This is a genomic window from Bifidobacterium sp. UBA6881, from assembly GCA_002451435.1.
In the GTDB taxonomy this organism is placed as follows: domain Bacteria; phylum Actinomycetota; class Actinomycetes; order Actinomycetales; family Bifidobacteriaceae; genus Bifidobacterium.
In genome coordinates this window covers 1,470-3,978 of the sequence record DKCF01000059.1, presented here as the reverse complement: position 1 = coordinate 3,978, position 2,509 = coordinate 1,470, and the positions used below count along the sequence as shown (strand labels likewise).

At 62.2% G+C, this 2,509-nt stretch carries 2 protein-coding genes; both read left to right on the top strand.

Going from position 1 to position 2,509, the window contains the following annotated elements:
• Positions 1–138 precede the first annotated feature (138 nt).
• On the top strand, positions 139–1,953 hold the full coding sequence (locus B3C64_RS04660) for an ABC transporter ATP-binding protein (RefSeq protein WP_291534067.1): 1,815 nt from the start codon (positions 139–141) through the stop codon (positions 1,951–1,953).
• Positions 1,954–2,081: 128 nt separating this feature from the next.
• Positions 2,082–2,509: ABC transporter transmembrane domain-containing protein (locus tag B3C64_RS04655; RefSeq protein ID WP_291534068.1), on the top strand; the 428-nt coding region annotated here is incomplete at its 3' end.

Below are 2,509 nucleotides of genomic sequence, written 5' to 3'. Positions count from 1 at the left end.
TTCGCATGGATTTGATTCGCGCGGACCGCAACCGCGGACGGACGGCGAAGCGGAACCTACGGAACCCGCCCAACCTGCGGAACTTGCGGAACCTATTGAACGACGTATCGCAGAAGAACAAGAAGGAAAGGAAGAAGTGTGAGCGCGACAAACAACGCGTCGGCCGCGGTGACGAAGCGGCCGAAGGGACACATCATACGCACGCTGGGCAAATCCCTGCGCGAATACAGGAAGGCCAGCATCCTCACGCCGGTTTTCGTGGTCGTCGAGGGTGTGCTGGAAATCCTCATCCCCACGGTCATGGCCTCATTGATCGATCAGGGCATCAGCGGCGGCAGCATGCCGACCATCATCAAATTCGGCCTGATCCTGCTGCTGTGCTCGGTGTGCTCGCTCACCGCGGGCTTCCTCGCCGGAAAGTTCGCGGCGGTCGCCGGCGCCGGCTTCGCCAAGAACCTGCGCCACGACGAGTTCGAGAAGGTGCAGGGCTTCAGCTTCACCAACATCGACCGGTTCTCCACCGGTTCGATCATCACCAGGCTCACCACTGACGTGACCAACCTCCAGAACGCCTACTCCATGATCATCCGACTTGGCGTGCGCGCGCCCATCATGATCGTCGTGGCCTGGCTGTTCTCGTTCCGCATCAGCCCGTCGATCTCCCTGGTGTTCCTGGCATGCATCCCGATCCTCGCGGTCGGACTGCTGGGTCTGGCCATATACGTGCACCCGGTGTTCGAGCGCGTGTTCCACACCTACGACAAGCTCAACAACGTGGTCGACGAGAATCTGCAGGGCATCCGCGTGGTCAAGTCCTACAACCGCGAATCGCACGAGATCGGCAAGTTCGGCCGCATCTCCCAGCGCATCTACAAGGACTTCAGCAAGGCCGACCGCGTGATGAGCTTCAACAGTCCGCTCATGATGGTCTGCATCTACGCGTCGATGCTGCTCATCGCATGGCTGGGCGCCAAGCAGATCGTGGCATCCGGCAACAACGCGGCCCTCGGACTCACCACCGGCGACCTGACCGCTCTGGTCACCTACGCCATGCAGATCCTCATGGCCATGATGATGCTGTCGATGATCTTCGTCATGTGCATCATCTCCCAGGCCTCCGCGGAACGCATCTGCCAGGTGCTCGAAGAGGAAAGCACGGTCACCAATCCGGCCAAGCCGGTCAAGGAGGTCGCCGACGGCTCTATCGAGTTCGACGATGTCACCTTCCGTTACTCCGACAATTCCGAGAAGCCCGTGCTCGACGATATCAACCTGAAGATCCGCTCCGGCATGACCGTCGGCATCGTCGGCGGCACCGGTTCGGCGAAGTCCAGCCTGGTGCAGCTCGTGCCGCGCCTGTACGACGTGACCTCCGGCTCGCTCAAGGTCGGCGGCGTCGACGTGCGCGACTACGACATGGAATCCCTGCGCGACCAGGTCGCCATGGTATTGCAGAAGAACGTGCTGTTCTCCGGCACCATCGCCGAAAACCTGCGCTGGGGCAATCCGAACGCCACCGACGAGGAGATCCGCCACGCCTGCCGGCTCGCGCAGGCCGACGGCTTCATCCAGGAATTCCCCGACAAGTACGACACGTACATCGAACAGGGCGGAACCAACGTCTCCGGCGGCCAGCGCCAGCGTCTGTGCATCGCCCGCGCATTGCTGAAGAAGCCGAGGATCCTGATCCTCGACGACTCCACCTCGGCCGTCGACACCAAGACCGACAAGCTGATCCGCGAGGCGTTCCACAACGAGATCCCCGACACCACGAAGATCATCATCGCCCAGCGCGTCGCCTCCGTGCAGGAATCCGACATGATCCTCGTCATGGACCAAGGCCGCATCATGGCCTCCGGCACGCATGAGGAACTGCTGGGAACCTGCGACGAGTACCGTTCCATCTACGAGTCGCAGACCAAGAACCAGGCCCAGCCCGAGGAACTCCAGTGAAAGGAGGCATCGATATGAGCGAAACAACCAAGACGAATATGACTACGAACACAACCACGACGCAGACCGGACGTCCGCAGGCCAAGCGCCCGCAGACGGATGACGCGGCCAAGCGTCCCGACGCCAAGATGCACGGCGGGCCGAAGGGGCCGCAGAAGGCGGCCCCCGGAACCACCAGGCGCATCTTCGGCTACATCTTCCAATACAAGTGGCGCGTCGTCGCCATCGTGCTGTGCATCCTGGTCGGCGCGGCCGCCCAGGCGGGCTCCGCGCTGTTCCTGCAGTCGCTGGTCGACAGCTACATCCTGCCGCTGGTCGGCGCCAAGAACCCCGACTGGGGTCCTCTGATGCGCGCCTTGACGTTGATGGCCTGCCTCTACGTGGCCGGCATCTTCTGCAGCTGGCTGTGGCAGTGGCTCATCGTCGCCGTCGAACAAGGCACGCTGAAGAAGATCCGTGACGACATGTTCGCGCATCAGCAGACGCTGCCGATCCGCTACTTCGACACCAACGAGCACGGCGACATCATGAGCCGCTACACCAACGACACCGACAC